This window comes from Paenibacillus sp. FSL L8-0340 (genome assembly GCF_038593145.1).
Taxonomy (GTDB): Bacteria; Bacillota; Bacilli; order Paenibacillales; family Paenibacillaceae; genus Paenibacillus_AQ.
On the sequence record NZ_CP151967.1, the window covers coordinates 2,525,582 to 2,540,658 of the forward strand.

The 15,077-nt window shown below is 47.2% G+C and carries 12 protein-coding genes; 9 read left to right on the forward strand and 3 right to left on the reverse strand.

From position 1 onward, the window contains the following. The first annotated feature begins 32 nt into the window (after positions 1-32). Positions 33-374 (forward strand): helix-turn-helix domain-containing protein, encoded by a 342-nt coding sequence (locus tag NST07_RS11155; RefSeq protein ID WP_038589298.1) that lies wholly within the window; start codon positions 33-35, stop codon positions 372-374. Between the two features lie 103 nt (positions 375-477). Further along, positions 478-1,371, forward strand: coding sequence for a GNAT family N-acetyltransferase (locus NST07_RS11160; RefSeq protein WP_342481563.1), 894 nt, complete (start codon positions 478-480; stop codon positions 1,369-1,371). A 103-nt stretch (positions 1,372-1,474) separates the two neighbouring features. Here the strand turns inward: NST07_RS11160 and NST07_RS11165 are convergent, their stop codons facing one another. After that, positions 1,475-2,365, reverse strand: coding sequence for a helix-turn-helix domain-containing protein (locus NST07_RS11165; RefSeq protein WP_342481564.1), 891 nt, complete (start codon positions 2,363-2,365; stop codon positions 1,475-1,477). Positions 2,366-2,488: 123 nt separating this feature from the next. On the opposite strand from NST07_RS11165, the gene NST07_RS11170 reads away from it, so the two are divergent. The 7 genes from NST07_RS11170 (at position 2,489) to NST07_RS11200 (ending at position 11,150) form a co-directional block, all read left to right on the forward strand. Next, positions 2,489-3,403 (forward strand): nucleotidyltransferase, encoded by a 915-nt coding sequence (locus NST07_RS11170; RefSeq protein ID WP_342481565.1) that lies wholly within the window; start codon positions 2,489-2,491, stop codon positions 3,401-3,403. 20 nt (positions 3,404-3,423) lie between these two features. Next, positions 3,424-6,303: an excinuclease ABC subunit UvrA gene (uvrA, locus tag NST07_RS11175; protein WP_342481566.1), complete on the forward strand. Its 2,880-nt coding sequence runs from the start codon at positions 3,424-3,426 to the stop codon at positions 6,301-6,303. A gap of 19 nt (positions 6,304-6,322) precedes the next feature. Further along, positions 6,323-6,790, forward strand: a complete 468-nt coding sequence (locus tag NST07_RS11180; protein ID WP_341091667.1) for a GNAT family N-acetyltransferase — start codon at positions 6,323-6,325, stop codon at positions 6,788-6,790. A 12-nt stretch (positions 6,791-6,802) separates the two neighbouring features. Further along, a complete protein-coding gene (locus NST07_RS11185) occupies positions 6,803-7,738 on the forward strand; it encodes an aminoglycoside phosphotransferase family protein (protein WP_342481567.1) in 936 nt (311 codons plus the stop codon). 170 nt (positions 7,739-7,908) lie between these two features. After that, complete coding sequence (locus tag NST07_RS11190) at positions 7,909-8,097, forward strand: glycerol-3-phosphate acyltransferase (RefSeq protein ID WP_341097619.1); 189 nt, start codon at positions 7,909-7,911, stop codon at positions 8,095-8,097. A 191-nt stretch (positions 8,098-8,288) separates the two neighbouring features. Beyond that, positions 8,289-10,745, forward strand: coding sequence for an O-antigen ligase family protein (locus NST07_RS11195; protein ID WP_341091670.1), 2,457 nt, complete (start codon positions 8,289-8,291; stop codon positions 10,743-10,745). Positions 10,746-10,907: 162 nt separating this feature from the next. Beyond that, positions 10,908-11,150, forward strand: a complete 243-nt coding sequence (locus NST07_RS11200; protein ID WP_341091672.1) for a hypothetical protein — start codon at positions 10,908-10,910, stop codon at positions 11,148-11,150. A gap of 327 nt (positions 11,151-11,477) precedes the next feature. On the opposite strand, the gene NST07_RS11205 is transcribed toward NST07_RS11200, so the two are convergent. Together NST07_RS11205 and NST07_RS11210 are read right to left on the reverse strand one after the other, a co-directional pair. Continuing rightward, positions 11,478-13,238, reverse strand: a complete 1,761-nt coding sequence (locus NST07_RS11205; RefSeq protein WP_341091673.1) for an ABC transporter ATP-binding protein — start codon at positions 13,236-13,238, stop codon at positions 11,478-11,480. Continuing rightward, positions 13,238-14,989 (reverse strand): ABC transporter ATP-binding protein, encoded by a 1,752-nt coding sequence (locus tag NST07_RS11210; protein WP_342481568.1) that lies wholly within the window; start codon positions 14,987-14,989, stop codon positions 13,238-13,240. The genes NST07_RS11205 and NST07_RS11210 overlap by 1 nt, the downstream gene beginning before the upstream one ends. Positions 14,990-15,077: the final 88 nt, after the last annotated feature.

Genomic DNA, 15,077 nt, shown 5'->3' on the forward strand with positions numbered 1-15,077 from the left:
TGATAGGTACTACCAGAAAGGATAGTGTAAATATGAGTATGGCTGAATATAAAGGTAAGGTTAAGAATATTCAAGATACACCTTTTGGTTACACCTTGTCCGTTATTGGCGGTAAATGGAAGATGGTGATTATGTACCTGCTGGCAGAAAATCAACCGGTTCGCTTTAATGATCTGAAAAGACAGATAGGAGCTATTACGTATAAAACATTGAGTTCACAGCTGAAAGAACTGGAAGCTGACGGTATGGTGATACGGAAAGAGTATCCACAAGTTCCCCCTAAAGTCGAGTACAGTCTGACAGATAAAGCCGAAACGTTATTGCCTGTTTTGGAAGGTTTATGTGAGTGGGGGACGATACACCAAAATAATTAGATGAGTCATGGTGTACAACTTTTAATAAGTAATCTCGGTATATCATCTCAGCCTGCAGTTTCCTTACAATAAGGTCATACAGAGATTAAGGGGCTGGTTAACGATGACAGTACGGTTCAGAGCCTATACTTCGGAAGATATGCTGAAAGTACGCCAATTTCTTTCACATGTTTATAGCAATCTTGGGCGGCCGAATAGTTGGCTGATTGCACGCTTTGAATTCGAGATTTTTTTCCTGCAAAAGAATGCCGGGTGGCTTCCCGAATGGGAGCAGAATATAGGGTTATGGGAAGAAGAGGACGGTAAGCTGGTTGCCGTAGCCTGCAAGGATGGCGATTTCTATTTCCAACTCGATACAGAACAGCCGCAGGAAAGCCTGCTCATGGAAATGTTCGAATTCATTGAAGAGAGGTCCCGCCAGGGAACAGCCGGTTATTGCAAACTGGCTGTTCCGGCCTTTATGCCACAGCTGGAAAAGATGGCGCTAAGTCGCGGATATGAGCTTCTTCCGAACGAAAGCGATAATTTCGTTTCTATCGCACTGGACCGGATTTTTCCTGTGGAGATTCCATCGGGGTTCACTCTTTGCTCTGGAGCGGATGTCTCTAATAGGGCTAAGGCGCAGGGGCATATTATGGCGTTTAATTATCCGGGAACTCCATATGCGGAGCAGATGCTTCAATATTATGGAGGGATTGCCGAAGCTCCCGGTTATCGGCCTGAGCTTGATCTGTCACTTGTTAATGGGCAAGGGGAGGTCGTGTCTTTCTGCAATGTTTTTCTGGATGAGGAGAACAAGATGGGCATACTTGAACCGGTGGGTACTCATAGGGATTACAGGTTGCATGGGCTGGGGCGAACGATTATTTATGAAGCGCTAAACCGGCTGCGGGCAATGGGGATGGTCAAGGCATATACGGGTCCCATGCAGCCTTTTTATCAGCATATCGGTTTTGAGCTGGACGTGGAGCTGACCGTGTGGAAGAAAGAAATATAGTATTCTATGTTGAACGTAAATCCCTTTATAGCGCGCAAACAAACCAAGCTCTGAGGTACTGGGGCTTGGTTTGTTGTATGTACTATTTTGAGGCGACTCTAATTCATAATCCCGATATCGGAAAATACAGATCACACTCGCAATAATGCTTGTTGCCCTTGGCGTAATTAATATATTCAAAGCTGAACTTCTCCTCTAATTGAAAAGGTACGGTCGGCATCCAGGTTGAGGTGATGTATTCCCAGATTTCACTCAGGGAGTGCGGCGTAATCTCCTCAGGCCGATGCAGCCCGATATAGGTAAACACACCGTATTTATGCGGTTTAATATGTTTGATATTCAGGTCAGGCGGGATGATGCTGCTGTGGTTGATTTGCAGGGAGGGCTGGTAGGTCATAGAGCCGGTAAAGGGCTCGGGAATGGAAGTGAAGCCGATATAGACATCCTTCTCTACCGGATTCATAATCCTGGAACGGGAAAGCGTGAAGAATTCGACACCATAACAGGCCGCAGCCTGGGACAGCAGGTTGTCCTCTGCATGAATAGTATAGGTGGGTCCTGCTATTGAAAAAGGGGGCAATACCGAGATGGAGCGAAAAAAAACGAGGCCATCTCCGGCGCGGCTCATAAAGTCGGCATTGAACCGGTCCAGGATATTCAGCGGGGAAGGCGATCTGCGCCATTTGGCCGGAGTGACATGATACTCTTCCTTAAAGGCCCTGTTGTAGGTCCGTTCACAGCTGAAGCCGTATTTGGCGGAAATATATTCAATGCTGCTCCGCTGATTCAGCAGATCGCCAAGCGACAGGGCAATCCGCCTTCTGCGCACGTACTCCATTAATCCAGTGGCTGTAGCCCCTTTCCAGATGCGCAGCAGGTGGAATTTGGAGACATTGACATGCCCGGAGATATCATCAAGACAGAGCGTTTCCAGCAGATGCTCTTCAATATATTCCGTTGTCTGGTTGATAGTTTCCAGTAAATAATGATCCATTGGGGTCTCCCTTCCAGCAATTTCTGTCCGGTTTTCATGAAAAACGTGAAGTATAATTTTACCACAAGCTCCAGAATCGGCAAGCGATTTCAATCATAGGGAGCGGTGGAGGATTAATTGGATATGGATGATAGAGTACTGCTGGAGTTAAAAGACCGCTATCTGGCTGCGACGGAAAGCTTTGTTGACAGGGTCAGGGAAGATCCGAACGTTATTGCCGTCATTGTGTGCGGAAGTCTCGCTTATGATTCAGTCTGGGAGAAAAGCGATATCGACATGGGCCTGGTCGTCCGCGACCAAACCCTGCAACAGAACGCGTATTGCCTCGTGGAGGATGGAATTACGATAAACGTCCAGCTGTTTGAGCGAAGTACCTTCAAGCGGGGTTTTGAACGAATAATCGGCGGGTCGATGCCGCAGTCTTTTTTTGCGAAGGGGCGAATGATCTATACTTCTGATGATAGTCTTTATGATTACTTCGAAGAATTCAAGCAGCTGGGAAGCTATGATATTGCGTTGTCCCTGCTTTGGAATGCCTGTGAGTTGATTGATGTGTACTACAAATGTCAAAAATGGCTGACGGTGCGCAAAGATCTGCTGTATGCCCAGTATTTTTTGCTTAAGGCAGGCAATCTGATCGCCAATATGGAGCTGTGCTCACAAGGTGAGCCGCCGATCCGGGAGTCGGTCCTTAAGATCCTCGAACACAGTCCGGAACGTATGGCCCCCTTTTACCAGAACCCGATGTCCCGGCGCTTAAGTGAGGATGAAATTCAGAACGCCATAGACACAATAGGACAAGTCCTGGACCGTCATCTCGACATGATTAAGCGCCCGGTCATTGAATTTATGGCAGATCAGGAGATGAAGACCGTAACCTTGCTGGCGAAGCATTTTCATATGCAAAGTCATTTTCTGATCAACATCCTGGAGTATATGGCTGAGAAGGGTGTCATCGAGAAGGTGTCACAAACGATCCGCATCACCTCCAAGAGCAAACCGGCCGTCGAGGAAATTGGTTTCTTGTATATTCCATAAAGAGAAGGGGGAATTGTCATATGTCCGTACGCACGACAATTGAAATATCGGGGGCCAAGCAGAACAATCTCAAGAATATCTCCGTAGAGATCCCGCGGGACAAGTTAACGGTCATCACCGGGGTATCCGGCTCGGGCAAATCCTCTCTTGCGTTTGATGTCATCTATGGGGAGGGACAGCGGAGATTTCTCGATTCAATCTCGAATTTTGCCAAAAGCAGGATCAGCCAGGTGAAGAAAGCCAAGGTTGATTCTGTGCGGGGGTTGTCCCCGGTTATTGCCATAGAGCAGAAAAAGGGCAACAATAATCCCCGTTCCACCGTAGGGACTGTGACGGATACCAATGATTATTTGCGGCTGTTGTTCGCGACAGCGGGTACCGGGCATTGTCCGGAATGCAGCCATCCGCTCAAGCAGCTGTCTGCAGCCCAGATCGCCGAACATATCTCGGCGCTGCCTAAAGGCACGGTCGTTGAGCTTCGGGCTCCAGTATACAAGATCTACGGGGAAGACTACAGCTATACTTTCCAGCAGCTGCGGACCAAAGGCTTCAAGCATTTGCTTATTGATGGGGCTCCGGTGTCATTGTCGGAAGAAATTGAGCTGGATGAATCTGCAATCTACAAGATCGAAATGGTTATTGACCGTTTCACTTTAAAGCATGACACCTACATACAGCTGACCAAGACCATTGAGGCGGCGATGCTGGCGCTGGATGAGGATATATTGATCAAGGTAGAAGTGATCGGGGGAGTGGACGACGGGTTTTACGAGCATTTTGGCTGCCGGGAGCATCATTTTTTCCTCTGCGATATGCAGCCGTTCCATTTCTCCTTCAATACACCGGCAAGCGCCTGCCATACCTGCATGGGTGTGGGCATGTCCTATGTCGTGGAGCCGCGTTTTCTGGTGGTTGCACCGGAGAAAAGCATTAATAAAGGAGCGCTGAAGAACACGGTGTTCAACACATCGGGCAAAGACAGCTACCGCTCGGTGATGATGTACAGCTTGTCCCAAAAATATGGCTTCAGCCTGGATACACCATTCCATGAACTTCCTACATCGGTTCACGAGCTGCTCTTCTTCGGCAGCAAAGGCGAACTCGTCCCCATGCTGCACCCGCCTGCCTCCCAAAAGAAGAACTGGATTACCGGCCGGGACCGGCCGTTTGCGGGATTTGTGCATGAGATGGATCATTGGTACAAGCAATACATCCGCAAGTCATCCACCTCGGAGGCATTTGAACCGGCCTTTATCAAGGAGTGCATGATCGAGCGAATATGCCCGGCATGCGGTGGAGCGAGGCTGAAGAAACAACGGCTACGGATTACGGTCGGGGACCGGAATTTTGACCAGCTTAGCCGCATGCAGCTGCATGAGCTGCTGGGATTTCTGGATGGCTTGACCTTTGAGGAAGAGGTACGGGATGTAGGGGAGACTATTATCCGCGAGCTGCATACGAGAATCTCCCTGCTGATCGAAATCGGGCTTTATTACATCAACCTGGGCAGAAGAAGCGATAGTATGTCCGGAGGCGAAATGCAGCGGATCAAAATGTCGACGCAGATCAGCAGTGAGCTGATGGGCATGCTCTATATTATGGATGAGCCGAGCATCGGACTTCACCCGCGCGATTCGAGCAAGGTGATTGATACGATGAGAAAGCTGTGCGATATCGGCAATACGATCATAGTGGTTGAACATGATCTGGATACGATACAGTCTGCCGACCATATCATCGAAATTGGTCCAGGGCCCGGTATTCATGGCGGGGAGATTGTTGCGAGCGGAACGATGAAGGATATTATGGACGAGCCGGAGTCGGTTACGGGCCAATACTTATCCGGAAGCGCAAGCATCCCTATTCCCAAGCAGCGGCGGAATCTGGGAGATCACTTCTTATCCATTCAGGGAGCCCGGGAGAATAATCTCAAGAATGTGGACCTGGACATTCCGCTGGGTGTTTTTATCTGCGTGACCGGGGTATCCGGCTCTGGGAAAAGCTCGCTGATCAACGAGATTCTGTCCAAGCAGCTGAGAATAGATAAAACGGGTGCACGGATTGTCGCCGGGGAGCATGATTATCTGTTCGGTTCGGAGCTGCTAAACCATGTGATCAATATTGATCAGACACCGATCGGGAGAAACAGCAAATCCAATCCGGCCACTTATATCGGGATATACGATAAAATCCGTGACCTGTTCGCCATGCAGCCTGTTGCCGTAGCGCGCGGGTATCAGCCAATCGACTTCAGCCTTACCCATGCAAACGGGACACGATGCGAACACTGTGCGGGCGACGGGATTATCGTCACAAGCCTGCAGTTTATGGCTGACATTGAATCCATCTGCCCGGTGTGCAAAGGCAACCGGTTCTCTGAAGAAGGGCTTGAAATCAAGATCCGGGATAAAAGCATAGCCGATGTTCTGCAAATGACCGTGGAAGAAGCCAGTATTTTCTTCGAGGAGCATAAGTATCTTAAGCATAAACTGGGGATTATGAATGAGCTGGGACTGGGATATATGACCCTTGGCCAAAGTTCAACCACCTTGTCCGGCGGAGAAGCGCAAAGAGTGAAGCTGGCTTACGAATTGGGCAAGATCAAGAAAGGCGCCCACAACCTGTATATTCTAGATGAGCCTACAACGGGATTGCATCTGGCGGATATACAGAAGCTGCTGCTTGCCCTGAACAAGCTGATGGACAGCGGGCATTCTGTCATCGTCATTGAACATCATCTGGATGTGATGAAATCGGCAGACTATATCATTGATATGGGACCGGAAGGCGGCAATGAGGGCGGATATGTTGTTGCGGAGGGAACTCCAGAGCAGGTGGCACAAGTGGAGGCTTCCCATACTGGAAGATACCTGCGCAGTGTGCTTGAACTACGGAAGTAGGAGTGAAGGAGCGAAAGTAATGAACGGACAATACAAAGTGAAATTTGCGGAAATGCAGGATGTTGATTCATGGATGTCAATGATTGAAGCTGTCCGCAGTAATTTTCCGGGTCTCCACAGCGAAGAATTGCTGGAGGGCTATAAACAGACCGTAATTAAGAACATTAACAGGCGGACGGCTATCTGCGCGGTCTATGCTGGCGAGGTTACCGGGCTGATGCTCTTCTCCTATAATGCCAAATGTCTTTCCTGCATGGCCGTACACCCGGATCACCGCAGACAAGGAATCGCCACAGCAATGATCGATCAAATGTTATCTTTGTTTCCGGAGGATACAGAGCTTTCCGTAACTACGTTTAGAGCAAATGATCCGCTGGGGGCAGCACCGCGTCCGTTATATAAGAAATTTGGATTTGTTGAGGATGAGCTGATAGAGGAATTTGATTATCCCCATCAGAAATTTGTCCTTCGCAGATCACCATCATAAAGGGGGATAACATTGAATCAGCCACAGATTTATCCATATGAATTGTCTGCTGTTGTAGAAGCGCGTATTGGATCATTTACAGTTCTCTCAGATCACAGACAAGGCAGCTCAAGAACAGGAGTGTGGAAGATTCAAGCGGCCCAAGATCAGACATGTTATTACCTGAAGACTCATAGCCGTATTCAAAGATGGCATCCCGAAGTGTATGCCTACAACCACTGGGTGAATGCTTTAAAGCCTTATGTGCCGGAGCTAATTGCAGCTTTTGAGGGAGTGGGTTGGCAAGCTATCTTAATCTCCGCACTCGATGGAGTCACTATGAGAGAGTCAAACCTGAAGCCGGCTGAGCGATACACTGCTTACAATAAAGCAGGGCAATTGACCAGGCAGCTGCATGATTCACAGACCGGTGATTGGTTTGGCCGTCCGGATAAAGACGGAAATCCCATTGAGCTATATCATCATGCGGATCCTGTTGTCTATATCCGCAGCACGCTTGAGGATATGGCCGGCAAATGTATGGAACTAAACCTTCTTCAGCCTGCTGAGCTTGAACTGCTGGAGTGGGCTCTACAGAATGCCGGTGTTTTTGAAGGCAGCAAGCCTGTCCCTATAAGCTGGGATTCAACCCCGGGCAACTGGCTGGTAGATTCTAACGGAATTCTCACCGGACTGATTGATTTCGAGAACATGTTATGGGGCGTAGATATTGACCATTTTTCGGTACTGTTTGAGAAATATTTTATTAAGGATGAACGGGCCAAGGTTGCGTTTTTTGAAGGCTACGGAGATGAGATACTGACTCAAAAGCAGATCCATATTAGAATTTGCTGCATCAAGCTGGCTTTGGGAGATCTCTATTGGGGTACTCAAAATAACATGCCTAAAGTTATAGCAAACGGGAGGAAACTTCTGGCGTCCTTGCTGAAAGCTAATGATGATAAATGATGACTTTTAACGAGGGTAGGATACTTTCGCTTATTCACAGTAATCTTCCTGCCAGTTCATTATTTTACATTTTTCGAGTTTCCTGTACAATATAAGTTACATATTATTACAGTCATCAATTGAAAATGCTTGCGTTATACATACGCTAAGGAGTGGATCAAATTATCTTAATGCAGTATTGGTGGCAACTGTCTTTAATTGGAGTCGTCAGCTATTTCCTGGGGAATATCTGCGGAGCGGTGATAGTCTCAAACAAGTTTATGCACAAGGATATCAGGGGGCTAGGAAGTGAAAATGCCGGAACGACGAACATGGCCCGGGTATTTGGCGTGAAATACGGAGTAGCGGCCTGGATTTAAAAGGAGGTAAGGGATTTGCTCAGGAATAGGTGTGTTTATGGCGCTCCAGCCGCTGTTTACACTGATTCTACTAGTCTACGGGCTTCTTAGCTCTACCATCTGCTGAAATATGGAAAAAGGGCTCATTGGGCTTGTGAGATTTATTAAACATTATAAATTTATGAATCTAGTAAGTGTGGAGGTTATAACTTGTGTCGAAACCTGTGTATGGAAAAAACGCTGTGCAGCTGAAGCATAACGAAAGATCAACAGGGGGAGTATGGCTGCTGGCTGCCGCTTTTATACTTTTTCTGGGATGGGCGCCATTTCAGAGGGGATTGTTTAACAGTCAGCAGCTCATATTCGAGAAACCTCTCTTTGTGTCTGCTCTATTATGCTGTCTTATGCTGTTTGGCTGGGTAGGTTTGAATTATAAAAAATTCAAGCTGCAGGAGCAAAGTGACTTGCTTGTCCTGGCTGCATTTATGTTGCCGGTCATTTACGCGCTAACACTGTTTGTAGCTGTTTCGCATTTCTCAGCGATGAACATGCTGTTTATTCAGACTATGTACGCTGCCGTCTTTATAATCTCCTTCTACCTGTTAAAGCAAAAGCAGGTAAACTTTGCGGTACAGCAGGCCATCTTGAGTATTGCTTATATCATTGTATGGTTTGGCCTGCTCAATTGGTTGGGGAGCGGGAAGTTAGCGGGCAGTCTGGTAGGCTGGTTCACAAAGGAAGTGGTCAATGGAACTTACAATGGCGCACTGATAACTGATTCCAACGGTTTGCGCCTGACCTCGATATTTCAGTATGCCAATACGTATGCAGCTTTCTTAATGGCCTTTCTGTTTGTTGCTCTGTTTGCACTGGTCCGCTCCAAAAAGGGGTACGGCTGGCTGATACACGGGTTCATGCTCGTCCCGATTATCGTTTCCATGCTGCTCACGCTGTCACGCGGCGGGCTTGTCATGATGCCGGTAGTATTTATATTGCTGTTGTTATTCCTGAAGTCTGTGCAGCAGATTCTATGGATCATTCATCTTGGGATTTCTGGATTGGCATCTTTAATTATTGCGTCACCCGTCACTAATCTGGGAATCAGCCTCAATACGGATTTCACGTCATCATCGGCATTAAAGGGCTGGAGCTACTTGCTCGGGGCTTCGCTCCTCACAGCCGGATTAAGCTGGGCAGTGCAGCGTTACCTGGCTCCATGGCTCCGAGGCAAGCTGGACGGCGAGAACTCCCGAAAACTGAATGGAATGTGGATTCCACTGGGTTCGGTAGCGCTTGTCGGTATTATTGCCTTTCTGCTGATCGGTACAGGCGTGCGGAGTATTCTCCCGGACCACATTGAAGTCCGGCTGGAGAATATTAACTTCAAGCAGCATAGTGTTTTGGAGCGGATTACCTTTTATAAGGATGCTGTTAAGGTTATTAAGGATAATCCGGTTCTTGGGATCGGAGGTAGCGGCTGGCAGGCAGTGTTCGGGCAATATCAGAATAATCCCTATGTCAGCCACCAAGTGCATAACTTTTTCCTGCAGTATCTGATAGAGGTGGGGATAGTCGGGTTTGTTGTGTTTATGAGTTTCATTCTCTATATTTTTTATAAGTATATCCGCGGGTATACGGCAAGGAAGCAGGATGAATTCAGCAATGGTTTCTTTTATCTGATTATTGCATTATCCATTCTTGTTCACAGTCTGTTGGATTTCAATATGAGCTATGCATTTATGGGGATTCTGGTCTTTTTGGGCATGGCCGGAATGGCAGTGGTGATGGACAGCAAACCGCTGCGCCGGAACTGGAACAAGGCAGGGGTGCGTTACGGGTACCTTGCAATCCTTACGGCAGGAGCGGTGTTCATGCTGGTTCTGTCCATTAACTATATCAGCTCCAACAATGCCGGCAATAAAGCCCGGCAGTTGTTCAGTGTCAGTCAATCCTATGATGAGCTCAAAGCTCCGCTGGTCAAGGCGCTGAAGATACGTCCAGGCCATCCGGAGTCGACGATCTATCTGTCTTCACTGGATCAGCAGGTGTATTCCCAGACGCAGAACGAACAATTTCTGGAGGAGTCGCACACCTTACTGACGACTGCGCTAAAGAGAGAGCCCTACGATAAAGAGTTATTGAAGCAGTTGGTTTCTTATTATGACCTTAAAAATCAAAGCGACCTTGCCCTCAAGGTCTACCACGATAATGCCAACAAGTACAAGTGGGATATCGATTGGTACAGTACGCTGATCAGCCGCTCCTTTATGCTGGGAGAGCAAGCCTTTAATTTAAAGGACGATGCGGCTAAACAAGAATATTTCACAATTGGACTTCAAGCCTACGATCATGTGACTGCCGGTGTGGAGCATCTGAAGACACTGCCACCCGAACAGCTGCAAGGAAATCCATTCTCTGTAACCCCGCTCATCGCCCTGAACGCGGGTAAGATAAAGTTTATGATGGGCGAAGTACAGGAGGCATCGGATATCTTAAAGCAGGCCTTAAGTGCAGATTATGCGGATGTTACTAACCGCGAGATCGCCCGCTGGTATCTGGCTGCACTGAAAAAGAATGGAGGCCAGGACCAGGCGGTCCATGATCTGCTGATTGCAGCGGACGCACAGGAGGCGGCCCGAATTGATGAAATCTTAGCTAAGCAGTATTAAAGGAAGGGACACTCTCCTGAATAAGAAATCGTTTTGCATATTGCATTTTTTGAAAATTAAAGTGTAATTGAGGCGTTTTTGCGTTATCCTCTAAGAAGACACAGCTTTCCCGGAGCTGGTCAAATCCAAAGAAAAGTAGAGAATACCGCAGGAGGAACCTGGATGTCAACTGAGATTTCCCGTTCGTATATTGAGAATGTAAAGCTGGAACTGCTCAGCAGGCTTGGCCTGAAGCAGGTCTATTATAAAGGTCCGGCAGGCGATGATTTACTCTTTGAGGCCACGGGCTTTGACAAAGGAACACAGCACAAATTTTGCGTCAGAACAAAAACAGGGACCATTGATGAGTTCGTTGCAGGGAAATGGATGAAGGTCCGCAGCTTTACGGTCAAGAGTGAAAAATGAAACTTGGCACAACAATCAAAGCCGCATACCCCGCGATCTGTGGGGTATGCGGCTTTTTTGTGGTAAAGAAAACTATAGATTGTGAAAATTGTGTATCACTCGAAAACTTGATGATGCACTGGCTCAGCTACTTGGGATTGAGTAAAAGTGCCAGGAACTCTATCACTATGCTGCACAGGATATTAGATATTGGTGCCACTGGGCTACTGGGCTCCGGGTGAAATGAGAAGCATAAGTGCATTTGAATTCGCCGTACTCGGCAAAATCCAATGATTTAAGTCAACCTTTTGAGGACGGCAAGCCGTTTCCACTTCTTTTGTAACCGCATTAAGATGCTTGTTCGAATTGGCTATTGTAAAGCTCCGCATAGAAGCCATTTTTGGCAAGCAGTTCATGATGGCTGCCGCTTTCCAAGATATCGCCATCCTTCAGAACCAGAATCACATCGGCATTCTTAATTGTTGAGAGCCTATGTGCAATCACGAAGGAAGTTCTTCCTTCCATAAGCTTATCCATCGCCTGCTGAATCAACAGCTCTGTTCTTGTATCGACCGAGCTTGTTGCTTCATCGAGGATGAGCATCGGCGCGTCCTTGAGCATCGCGCGGGCGATCGTAAGCTGTTGCTTTTGCCCGGTAGATAAATTGACTTTGTCATTTAGCACGGTATCGTATCCGGCACTCAAGGTCTGTATGAAATGGTGTAAGCCCACTGACTTACAAGCCTCTTCGATTTCATTATCGGTTACGCCCGTTTTGTTGTACACTAGGTTTTCCCTGATAGTGCCCTCAAAAAGCCAGGTATCCTGCAGAACCATACAGAATAAATCATGGATATTTTCTCTGGTCAAACTGCTGATTGGGGTATCATCAATATAAATTTCCCCGCCCATTAATTCATTAAACCGGATAAGAAGGTTTACAAGCGTTGTTTTACCTGCGCCGGTAGGACCGACTATAGCGACTTTTTGTCCAGGCTTAACCTCTGCAGAGAAATCTTTAATAACAAGCTTGGCTGAATTGTCATAAGCAAATTGCACATGCTCAAATTTCACTTTGCCCGCAGCGGTTTCAAGATGTCCTTCCTTGTGACTCTCATTGTCCATTTCTTCGGCATCCAGGAATTCAAAGACACGTTTGCTTGCGGCAGACGCCGATTGCAGACTTTGTGCGGCTTGCGCAATCTGTGACAGCGGCTGTGTGAAATAACGGACATACAGAATGAAGGCCACGATAACCCCAAAGGATATCGTTCCGTTCATAGCAAGTATAGCACCTGCGACACAAACGGCCACAAACCCCAGATTGCCTATAAACATCATAATCGGCATCATGAGACCGGAGAGGAACTGTGCTTTAAATGCACTATCTTTTAGATTCGTATTCAAGGATTCAAATGTACTGCGCATTTGCGATTCGCCATTGTAGGCCTTCACTACAGTATGTCCAGAATAGACTTCCTCCACATGGCCATTGATTTTTCCTAAATATTCTTGCTGGCTTTGAAAATACTTTTGAGATTTTTTCATAATTGCCGCCATGAGGCCAAAGCCAATTACGGTGGCAACAATCGCTGTAATGGTCATGATCACGTTCGTTTTGAACATCATGAGGAGAGACCCGACAAACAGGGCGAGGGCAGTGACCAGTGTGCCGACACTTTGATTTAACGCTTGCCCGATGGTATCCACGTCGTTTGTAACCCGGGACAGGATGTCACCGGTTGTAGACTTATTATAATAAGAGATCGGAAGCCTGTTCATTTTACGGGAGAGATCGGTTCTTAAGCTTTTGGAAACCTTTTGTGTAACTACGGACATAATTAATCCTTGTGCCAAAGACAATACAGAGCTAAGGAGATAGATAAATACAAGGAAGAGTCCAATGGAAGTTACAGCTTCCATATCAATACCGGTGACGATGCCCTCGGTGATCAAGTCTGTTATCTCTGAAAGCTTATCCGGCCCGAGCAAAGTCAGTACCGTACCGATTGCTGCACTGATAATTGCAATAAGAACTACGGGAATATATTTTCTGCCATAGCGGAGAAGTTTGCTCCAGGTGTTGAGTTGCTCTTTGCTCTTGTTCATTAGGCCAGCTCCTCCTTAGAAAGTTGTGAGTAGGCAATTTCCTGGTAGATACTACAGGACTGCATTAATTCATCATGTGTCCCCATGCCTGCCATACGTCCAGCTTCCAGTACAATAATTTTGTCCGCGTCTTTGATTGTACCGATTCGTTGGGCAACAATCAGCATCGTTGTGCCGCGGGCTTCTTTCTTCAGCTCACTGCGCAATTTGCGGTCTGTCTTATAATCAAGGGCTGAGAAGGAATCGTCGAAGATCAATATTTCAGGACGGCGCGCAATGGCCCGGGCAATGGACAGACGTTGTTTCTGCCCGCCGGACAGGTTCGAGCCGCCTTGGGCGACATGAGCCTCGTAGCTGCCGTCCATCTTTTCCACAAAATCCGAAGCTTGAGAGGTATAAACGGCATCAACGACATCAGATGCAAGATTACTTCCGTTGTCACCAAAAGCAACGTTGGAGCTTACCGTGCCGCCAAACAAAATCGCTTTTTGGGATACATATCCTATTTTGTTGCGCAGTGCACTTTGCTCGTATTGGTTGACATTGATACCATCCACCAGCACCTCACCTGCTGTAGCATCATAAAAGCGGGGGATCAGGTTAACAACGGTACTTTTTCCGCATCCGGTTGAACCGATAAATGCCACGGTTTCTCCTTTTTTTGCCGTAAAACTGATGTCCTCAACAACATAATCCTCTGCATCAGGATATTTGAAGCTGACATTTTTAAATTCGACTTCGCCAACCCGATCCGCCTTGGAGGAAGTAAGCGATCCGTTCTGTAAGCTTGGTTTAGTGTCCAGCACTTCGTTGATTCTTTTGGCAGAGACATGGGCACGGGGCATTAAAATAAAAATCATGATCAACATCATGAACGCCATAACCACCTGCATCGCATAGGATGAGAAGACAATCATATCGGAAAATAAGCCCAGCTTCGCGGCACCATCGGCATTCTGAATCAACACAGCACCTACCCAATAGATAGAGAGACTTAAACCGCTCATAATGAGAGAAATACTTGGCATCAGCATGGACAATACATTGTTAGCGAAGAGATTCGTCCGGGTAAGCTCGTTGTTGGCTACGCCGAATTTATCTTCCTGATAGCCTTCTGCATTATACGCGCGAATGACACGCAGTCCGGTGAGGTTCTCTCTTGCTACACGATTTAGGTTGTCCGTCAGTTGCTGTAATCTTTGGAATTTCGGCAGCACGAGCACGATACATATGCCGACAATCAGGATTAACACTCCAATAGCGACACCGGTAGAGAGCGACCACTGCCAACTTTTGCCCGTGATCTTGAGCATCGCCCAGACTGCCAGGATAGGAGCCTTCAACAGCAGCTGCAGACCAATGACAATCAGCATTTGCACTTGCGTGATGTCATTCGTGGACCGGGTAATTAGACTGGCTGTAGAAAAGTTGTTGATTTCTTCCATGGAGAAGGACTGTACCTTATCGAACAATTTGGAGCGTAATCTTGAAGAGAAGTTAGCCGCGGTTCTGGCGGCAATGCCTGCCACAATAATGGAGGTGGCTAAGCTGCCGAGGGCACAGAGCAGCATCCAGACTCCGGCTGTAATGATTTCGCTCATTTCACTTCCCGGTGTCTGTATAAGACGGGTAATATCGCTCATATAGCCGGGCAATTCCAAATCCAGCCATACCTGTGCAACAATGAAGAGGAGGCTAAACCCGACCAGAGCCCATTCCTTCGGTTTCAAGTATTTAAGTATAGTGACCATATCTCTGACTCCTTTATGTGGCGTTGCATTCATGATAACGAAACAAGATAAACTGAAAGTTAACTTTTCTGAAAAAATAAAAAGCCTT

Excerpts from the sequence above, each read along its gene's own strand:
- NST07_RS11155 (WP_038589298.1), top strand. The coding sequence starts at position 33 with ATGAGTATGGCTGAATATAAAGGTAAGGTTAAGAATATTCAAGATACA.
- NST07_RS11190 (WP_341097619.1), top strand. The coding sequence starts at position 7,909 with ATGCAGTATTGGTGGCAACTGTCTTTAATTGGAGTCGTCAGCTATTTC.
- NST07_RS11170 (WP_342481565.1), top strand. The coding sequence starts at position 2,489 with ATGGATGATAGAGTACTGCTGGAGTTAAAAGACCGCTATCTGGCTGCG.
- NST07_RS11165 (WP_342481564.1), bottom strand. The coding sequence starts at position 2,365 with ATGGATCATTATTTACTGGAAACTATCAACCAGACAACGGAATATATT.
- NST07_RS11180 (WP_341091667.1), top strand. The coding sequence starts at position 6,323 with ATGAACGGACAATACAAAGTGAAATTTGCGGAAATGCAGGATGTTGAT.
- NST07_RS11160 (WP_342481563.1), top strand. The coding sequence starts at position 478 with ATGACAGTACGGTTCAGAGCCTATACTTCGGAAGATATGCTGAAAGTA.
- NST07_RS11210 (WP_342481568.1), bottom strand. The coding sequence starts at position 14,989 with ATGGTCACTATACTTAAATACTTGAAACCGAAGGAATGGGCTCTGGTC.
- NST07_RS11205 (WP_341091673.1), bottom strand. The coding sequence starts at position 13,238 with ATGAACAAGAGCAAAGAGCAACTCAACACCTGGAGCAAACTTCTCCGC.
- NST07_RS11200 (WP_341091672.1), top strand. The coding sequence starts at position 10,908 with ATGTCAACTGAGATTTCCCGTTCGTATATTGAGAATGTAAAGCTGGAA.
- uvrA (WP_342481566.1), top strand. The coding sequence starts at position 3,424 with ATGTCCGTACGCACGACAATTGAAATATCGGGGGCCAAGCAGAACAAT.